The following is a 7824-nucleotide window of genomic DNA, read 5'->3' as shown; positions in this document are numbered from 1 at the left end:
TGCGAAAGTATAATTCTTGACTATTTTAGACTTTGATATTTATTTAAAAATCAACACTTATCACTGATTAAATTTTGACTAACGCAAGAGGTCTAATAGATGTATTAAAAAGCATAAAAAATAAAATTTTATGTTAATAATAGGCTTTGTTGCATAAAGGTTTGAAAGGCTGAGTTCCCTTAAGCTACTCAAATTTAAGAGACAACTTGGGTATGAGGGCGACCTAATTCTGTGAATTTATTCAAGACTGCCATGCGTGCATGGATCTCATTCACCTGACTTGGAAAACTCCGCGCTGTTAATTTATCGCCTAATAATTTGATGCAATGCATCTTGGTTTCAACCAAACTTCGACGGTGATAACCAGACCACTTTTTCCAAAGCGATCTGCCTAGCCGTTTGACTGTCTTTAATAATTCGTTCCGCTCTATAGACCTCGCTTGCTGATCCTTCCAAGGCTTTGCATTCTTTCTAGGTGGAATGATCGCATGTGCATCTCGATCTAAAATGACTTGTCGGCAGTGCTTTGTGTCATAAGCACCATCTGTATAAACAGAATCAATTGGTTCATCCAAGGGAATTTGAGCAAGTAAATCTTCGAGTACTTGAGAATCACTGACATTATTTGTGGTGAGTTGTACTGCACGTATTTGCAGGGTTTTAGCATCTATAGCAATGTGAAGCTTACGCCATTGGCGACGATATTCAGCCCCATGTTTCTTGCGTTTCCATTCACCTTCACCAAGAAACTTCAAACCAGTAGAGTCTACGAGTAGATGCAGTCCATCACTACTTTTTTGATAGCTAATCGCAATATCAATATGCTTTTGTCTACGACAAAGGGTGGAATAATCCGGAGCTGTCCAATCTAATCCAGAGAGTTTAATCAGACTTTGAACAAAACCTGTGACCATACGTAAAGAGAGTCGGAATAGTAATTTGATCATTAAGCAGCATTGAATCGCTGTATCGGAGTAGGTTTGATTTCGACCTTGCTTGCCTTGTGATTGTGCATACCACTGAGTCTTTGGATCAAACCAAATGGAAATATTACCTCGGTTAATTAAGGCTCGGTTATAGGATGACCAATTGGTTGTACGGTAGATTTTAGAGGCAGGCTTATTCATTTTGAAATTATATTGCTGAATAAGCTTTTGATGCTAGGTTTGTGCAACAAAGCCCATATAAATCATAAGCTTATACCAAGTCGTTTCAGGATTCAGCGCACTGGAACGGCTTTTTATTGATTATTCATGTTCCACGCCTATTCTTTGATCAATGTTTCACGACTTTGTTCATATCAGTTAAACAATCGTGGTTAATCATAGGGTCTAAAAAAACGGCTCCAAAAGCCTCTTTTTTCGGGTTCAGTCTCCACCTGTTCAGGGATCGTAACCCGTTTAGCCTCAGCAGTAGTCAATCCGTCATGTTTAGGCTGAGTTTGAATCTTTGCTTCTACAGGAGCTTCTTTTGGTTGAGTAGTCAATCCATCATAGTTCGACTCACTTTTTGACCTAGTATCTGTTGCTATATCTAATTTCGGGTCGATAGAACTAGTTATATAAGCTTTCGGAGCTTCTAGTAAGCGTTGTATCGCTTCAATTTGCTCATCTTTAACGTGTAATTGATCATTTTTAGCTTTTAGTTCCTCTCGTTGGAACTGCTCACGCTCATGAGCCTGTTCAAGCTGTTTTTGAAGCATGTAAACCTGTTGTTCTAGCAGGTGAACTTCTGACAACTTTCGTGTTTCAGTTGTCTGTGAACTGTTTACATTTCTGGATGGTTCACCAAAGACTCTAATAGCTTCGGCAAGATCAATTTTACCGTCACTGTTCTTACTTAAATTACCTTTATTAATTTGCTTATAAATGGCTTGACGAGTTATTCCGTAGAGGTTTGAAAGCTCAATAACAGATAGTGATTTCATCTTATGATTTTGGTTGTCTATTATGTAAACTAAGATACATTAACAAGTAGTCAACCGCTACACACACAATTGATCTTTATGCCTTAAAACCTAAATTTTTAAGATGAGGAATAAGTTGTTTTTGTTGGATTGGATCTCGCAGCATATCCTTAATTTTAATAGCTAAATCGTCATAACTTTCACCTTGTTGTGCTAGGTGAGATACTTCATGTAAGCGTGAAAGCTGATTACCGAACATATTAATTTGTGAATCTGTCAATTTATAAAAATTATTCTGTTTGGATTTATGCTCAATACTTTTTGATTTTTCTTTAAACGTGAAGTGAATGTGTGTGACTTTTCGACCTGTCTTTATTTGCTCGTAAGATACATTTAAAGGGCTATGTTCATTGATTTGATCTACAGCAGTATCAATAACCCATCTCTTTAAATCAGCAGACAATGGATATCTTTTCCCTAACTCCAACATACCTCTTAGAGCTTCGATGGAAATCTCTCGTTTTCCTATGGAGCGATATTGCGTTAATAGCTCATAAATACGAATAGCATATGCGCTACTCATACCAGCAATGTCAGATAGAGAGTACTTAGTAAATTCACGGCTTAGATTAGAAATGAACGGCAAAATTTCTTTAGAAAACCGAATTCCTACAACACTTTTACTCTCTAAAAATCGTATGGATTGAATCCATCTCATTTTGATTGATTCATCATCAATAGCTAAATTGATTGATCTGTCATATAAGCGGTTTACACCATCTTTTAGATCTCTATAAGCTGTTTTTTCATGAACCCCAAGTTTTTTTAAATCATCAATAGTTACGCGATAAATTTCATCATCGGTAATATCTTCAGCCCGACTAATCTTACTAATAGCTGCTAAGACAATCCGTTGTTCTGTTGAGCTCAGTTGATATGAAGCCTCAATTACTTGATTTGATTTAACTACCAATTCTTTTTTAGATGTACTCATCATTCTTATTTCAAGAAATTAACTATGAGTAATATAATTCTCTCATAGTTGGTAGTCAATCCCTCATAGTTAAGTAGTCAATCCCTCATAGTTGGTAGTCAATCCCTCATAGTTGGTAGTCAATCCCTCATAGTTAGTAGCTGAAAGCCTTTCTGTTAAAGCCTTTCAGATAGCCTAAAAGATTTAAAAGATTTAAAATATATTTAAAAAGAGCAAATTGAAAAATTGCCCTTGGTTTTCGCTACGCTCAAACTCTATTGAATCTCGCTTTCGCTCGATTCGTCGGGGCAATTTTTGAATAATATTTTCGTGACTTTTAGAAAAAGCAAAAGCAATTCGGAATTCGCTTCGCTCATAAGCTTTTTTTTGCTCGCTACGCTCGATCTGGAGTCGACTTAGGAGACGTAATTTTCTGTTTTTGGGAATTTATATACTAAAAAAATTGTTTTTCAGGGAGTCTAGGCGCAACTTTTGATATGTTCGCTCGTAGACACTCGCTCTGATATAGCGATTAAAAGCAAAAAATAGGGGGTAGGTGCGATTTTTCCACTGATTACCAACCCAACCTACATTCAGAGATAAAACAGGCTTAAAACGCAAATGAGAGCAATTTAAAAGGTAAGGGCTATTGCAATGCAATAGCCCTTGAGGTTGAATTAATTCCAGATCCAAAGAAATAGAATTAATGAAGTCAAAGTAAAACCTTAACTTCTTCAAATTAAAATAGCCTAAGCCATTGATATAACTTAATAAAAACAAATAGTTTATGTTTACTATTCTCAAGCTGTCGTAAATTCTCAGTAACCACACTGAAACGACACTTTCAAAAGTAAATTAATCCTAATGAGTTTTAAAAAGTTTAAGTTTTACATGGTCATATCCTCTTGCGCTGAGGAGTGCGTCAGTAGAAAAAAGCACTACTGAAAGGCTTTTCAACTGTAAGGCTGTTGAAGCCATCTTTATCGAAGGAAAGACTACCTTTTCGTCAATTTGGTGACGAACCTAGATTGTTTTGATTCGTTGTGTTTACTCACAACGCTGAAAATAACCTTTTCAGGGGTGATACTTAAGTGCATCAGCCTGTTGACTTACTTCAACTAGAAAATATCTACGGATTCCGTCCGTATTCAACTCCGCTTGTAGTGAGGGCGACCAAACCCTTACCCACTTTGTCGAACTGCTATAGAAACCACCCATAACAAAATATTTTCAGTTCTCTTTTTTACTTGTGACCACTTACTCTGCTTAGCCTTTCGTCCTCAGAACTTTTTAACAAACCCAACTTTTTACCTAAATTTCCTGGCGGACTTTTGGTCCTTTAAAATGTTGTTTACGGTTTGACCGTTTACTTTTTCAGGAGTTACCCCAAAAAGCTCGTTTTTGCCCTAAATAATGCAGCTTGTGAAGCTGCTCCTACTTGACTAATCTCCCAGTGGCTAAATCGGCTATGAACCGAAACAGTGCTTTGACAACATCAAAGCTGACCGTGCTCGCAATCGCACGATCCTGCGCCACCTTCCCCATTTATTTCCAACACTATCTGACTGCTATCAGCCTTCCTATAACTTCTAAAGCCCTGCTCATTTAAGAGCTGTCACACGCAAGTCGTCGTTCCGAAAACTCACTTAACAGGTGTCCAATGCAATATGTCATCGGTTTCTTTAAAAATCAGGATAAAGCTCCTACAATCTTTCCCACTTGCTTCACACTTTTCGGTTTTAACCGAAAAGCCAGAAGCTTGTTCGGTTGAGCTATTCATAGTTCACCTGCATTTCTGCAAGATCAACAAACTTCGAGAACAATGTTCCCAGCCATTTGCTACAGATTCCCAAGTTCTACTAGCGCACGTCTCGCTAGTATTGCTCTTTCACTGCACTACTCCCCTTAGTGGCATTTCTTAGGCGGTATTCCTACCTAAGAGAGGATGTATTTACATCTTCATGTTGGCTTTCATGGTCGCCCAAAGACCACACAACTTGTCATATAGACGGTTGTGCAAAACAGATTTCCTAAAAAGGAACGGGTAGAAGACGTATTGATGCTGTGTAAGTGAAACACTTACACAGCAAGCAACCGTCAGCCCCCTGCGTAGCGCGACCGAGCCATTTGGCATGGCAGTCCGCTTCGCCGAGAGTGGGTATAAAACTACCCTCCTAGTAGCGTCAGACAATTTTTTTGTCTGTCTAGGAGAGCTAACAAGTGATTAAAAGAGGGATGGTCAGCCCCCCCAAATCAAGAGAAACAGGGGAGTTGGTCGCCCCCCCTGCTTGAAATAAGTCAAACAAAAAGAGCACATCCATCTTTTAAAAAAAAGAGAACTTGTTTTTAAAGAATGTCGTCTACTGCTGACTAATTTAGGCTAAAAAAACATCGGGGGCAACGAATTTCTTGCTCATTTTAGGAACGACTTAATTACGAAATTCGTTGCCCCCGAAACGGAGCAAAGCTCCGTTAAAAAACAGCAAAGCTGTTTTTTTCTTTAAAAGCCTTGCTATGCAAGGCTTTACAAATAATGGCTTTGATTTTTATCAAAGCCATTCCATTTCATCTTATTTACTATTACAGTTTTACTACTACGGAATTTTTTAAAGAAGGTAGGGACATGATTTTTTATGCTACATCAGATGAAATTGCCATGATTGGCATCTTAAAATGCGTGTCCATCGGTAAAGCTACGTTCTATATAAAAGAACTGATTGATTTGGATAACACTCAAGGGGCTTTGACCGCTTTAATTCAGAAATACAACGTGTCGATTGGTAAAGCCACGACTTCACCTGAACAACCCTGTGCTGGGCACCTGGTTGTTCAGATGAATCAGACTTTGCTCGCTAAACGAAAGTGCATGGTTTATCTATTGGTGACGTTGCCCATTGCCGTCCGTTCCCAAGCTGATGTTTATAAAAAAATGGTTGAAAATCTTGAAGTCGTGGAAACAGCTAAAACCACACCTGAGCATAGAAAAAAAATTGCTGTGCAATGGCAGAAAGACTTCATCAAAAAGGCTTTTACTTCTAAAACAAACCCAAACCCTGATAATTTTTTTTGTTTAGAGTGGGAGCATGAAAGGCTCTACATCTACACTAAAGATCAAATTAGAAAATTGGTTTTACGCAGGGCTGAATACACAGATCAGCAAAGAAAAAAGCAATCAGCATTGGACGCAAAACGAGTTGAAAATGGTGAAAAACCTAGAAATCTCAAGACAACTCGTTGGACTTGGAATTTAACTCCTCACTATTCCAAATACCTGAAACGCATTGCTGAATTAAAAATTGAGCAAGCAATTACGGCTAAAAAATCTCAAAAGAAAGCTGAAATCGAAAGACAAAGAAAATTTGAGAATCGTATGGCTACATCTGAAAATAAAACGGCAAGTTCTCCGACCAAAAAAGAAGTGAGTCGCAGTTCAAAACTTAGTCCTACTGAGCTTGCTACATGCGTAAGTGATGCTGTTTTTCTAGTGAAGTACATGCCAGCATTCAGTGGTACTGCTAGTGATGTCGGTAAAATTGTCAGCGAAATTGAATGGCGTTTTAATAGTAAAGGAATTAAGCAATCCAAAGCTGTTAGAGCCAAAGATGGAAAAGCTAGAAAAATAGACTTGCCGATTACTAACGCCTTTAAAGTTAAAGAATTGGCAAGTCGAGCAAGGTTTAACGCTTCTAAGTTTGAGTTTAAATATCATTCTTTTGAAGAACTCAAAAATGCTGTTGAGAGCTATAAAGAGGGCTTAAGTGAATCTCAAATAGCCCAAAGGGAAACAGAGATTCTTTCCCTTTATGAGCTTGAGCGAAGAAGAATCGCCAAGAGCCTGAAACAGAAAAATACTGAAGGGGCGAAGCTCAATCGCTACAAAGTTGATCTTAAAATCAAGGGAAGCCTTGCAAAACGGATTTTGAAATTTACCGGTTTTAGGACTACGGCACCGATTAACCGGAATGAAAAGCTCTAAACGTGATTTGGACACTATAGAGAGGTTCTAACAGTCAAATTTCGTATAAGAGATTTTATGTTAAATAATTATTTGATTTTTATTGTAAAATGCTTTTAAGTTAAGTAGGTCGATTATTTTATGAAAATTCCTAAAAAGATTCATCAAGTTCATACAAAAGGATTGAATTTTTTAACTGATGTTGATAAAAAATCAATCACGTTATTAAAAAATAACAATCCTGATTGGGATTATTATTTTTATGATTATAATCAAATGGTTAAATTTATAAAAGAAAATTATAGTAAGAGATATTTAGATGCTTTTTTAAAGATAAATCCAATATATGGAGCTGCTCAAGCAGATTATTTTAGATACCTTCTTATGTATAAAGTGGGTGGAGCATATTTTGATGTTAAAAGTTTCTCAACATGTTCTTTAACTAATATTATTTCTAAAAATGATGAACTAATTGTTTTTGAATGGCAAGGTGGAAATGTAGCCTATGAAAATTTCGGAAAGCATAAAAAAATTATAAGAGGAAAAGAGTATCAACAATGGAATATTATTTGTTCTCCTAATAATAAGTACTTAAAAAATGTAGTTGAAAAAGTTACTCAAAATATAGAAAACTATAATGTTTTTAAATTTAGATATGGTCGTTATGGTGTTCTTCATACAACTGGTCCTGTGCCCTATACAAATGCTATTGATGAAATAAAAGACCAATCAGGCGTACGTTTGTTAGGAAGTAGTTGTAAAAATGGATTAATCTTCAAAGATTTGTCATTACACTCTAATGGCAAAAATCATTATTCATTACAAACAGAACAAATCGTTTTTACTAATAAAAATATTTTAGGTAATACATTATTCTTAAAAATATGGAGAATAATAGGCCTCTTGCGAAAGTATAATTCTTGACTATTTTAGACTTTGATATTTATTTAAAAATCAACACTTATCACTGATTAAATTTTGACTAACGCA

The 7824-nt window shown here is 36.5% G+C and carries 5 protein-coding genes; 2 read left to right on the top strand and 3 right to left on the bottom strand.

Annotated elements, in window-relative coordinates:
- Window positions 1-194 precede the first annotated feature (194 nt).
- The 3 genes from F891_RS00045 to repM all read right to left on the bottom strand — a co-directional run bounded on the left by F891_RS00045 (window position 195) and on the right by repM (window position 2903).
- Window positions 195-1127, bottom strand: coding sequence for an IS5 family transposase (locus F891_RS00045; RefSeq protein ID WP_005103080.1), 933 nt, complete (start codon window positions 1125-1127; stop codon window positions 195-197).
- Window positions 1128-1318: 191 nt separating this feature from the next.
- Complete coding sequence (locus F891_RS00040) at window positions 1319-1927, bottom strand: plasmid replication DNA-binding protein (protein ID WP_005261246.1); 609 nt, start codon at window positions 1925-1927, stop codon at window positions 1319-1321.
- A gap of 76 nt (window positions 1928-2003) precedes the next feature.
- Window positions 2004-2903, bottom strand: coding sequence for a replication initiation protein RepM (gene repM, locus F891_RS00035; protein WP_005261238.1), 900 nt, complete (start codon window positions 2901-2903; stop codon window positions 2004-2006).
- Between the two features lie 2509 nt (window positions 2904-5412).
- Here repM and F891_RS00030 point away from each other — a divergent pair.
- Together F891_RS00030 and F891_RS00025 are read left to right on the top strand one after the other, a co-directional pair.
- A complete protein-coding gene (locus F891_RS00030; RefSeq protein ID WP_005261237.1) occupies window positions 5413-6855 on the top strand; it encodes a hypothetical protein in 1443 nt (480 codons plus the stop codon).
- A 120-nt stretch (window positions 6856-6975) separates the two neighbouring features.
- Window positions 6976-7758, top strand: a complete 783-nt coding sequence (locus F891_RS00025) for a glycosyltransferase family 32 protein (protein ID WP_005261236.1) — start codon at window positions 6976-6978, stop codon at window positions 7756-7758.
- Window positions 7759-7824 lie beyond the last annotated feature (66 nt).

This window comes from Acinetobacter sp. CIP 101966 (assembly GCF_000369725.1).
Taxonomy (GTDB): Bacteria; Pseudomonadota; Gammaproteobacteria; order Pseudomonadales; family Moraxellaceae; genus Acinetobacter; species Acinetobacter lwoffii_Q.
The sequence above is the reverse complement of the archived record's forward strand: the minus strand, read 5'-3'. Positions and strand labels throughout refer to the sequence as shown.

Excerpts from the sequence above, each read along its gene's own strand:
- F891_RS00045 (WP_005103080.1), bottom strand. The coding sequence starts at position 1,127 with ATGAATAAGCCTGCCTCTAAAATCTACCGTACAACCAATTGGTCATCC.
- F891_RS00040 (WP_005261246.1), bottom strand. The coding sequence starts at position 1,927 with ATGAAATCACTATCTGTTATTGAGCTTTCAAACCTCTACGGAATAACT.
- repM (WP_005261238.1), bottom strand. The coding sequence starts at position 2,903 with ATGATGAGTACATCTAAAAAAGAATTGGTAGTTAAATCAAATCAAGTA.
- F891_RS00030 (WP_005261237.1), top strand. The coding sequence starts at position 5,413 with ATGGCTTTGATTTTTATCAAAGCCATTCCATTTCATCTTATTTACTAT.
- F891_RS00025 (WP_005261236.1), top strand. The coding sequence starts at position 6,976 with ATGAAAATTCCTAAAAAGATTCATCAAGTTCATACAAAAGGATTGAAT.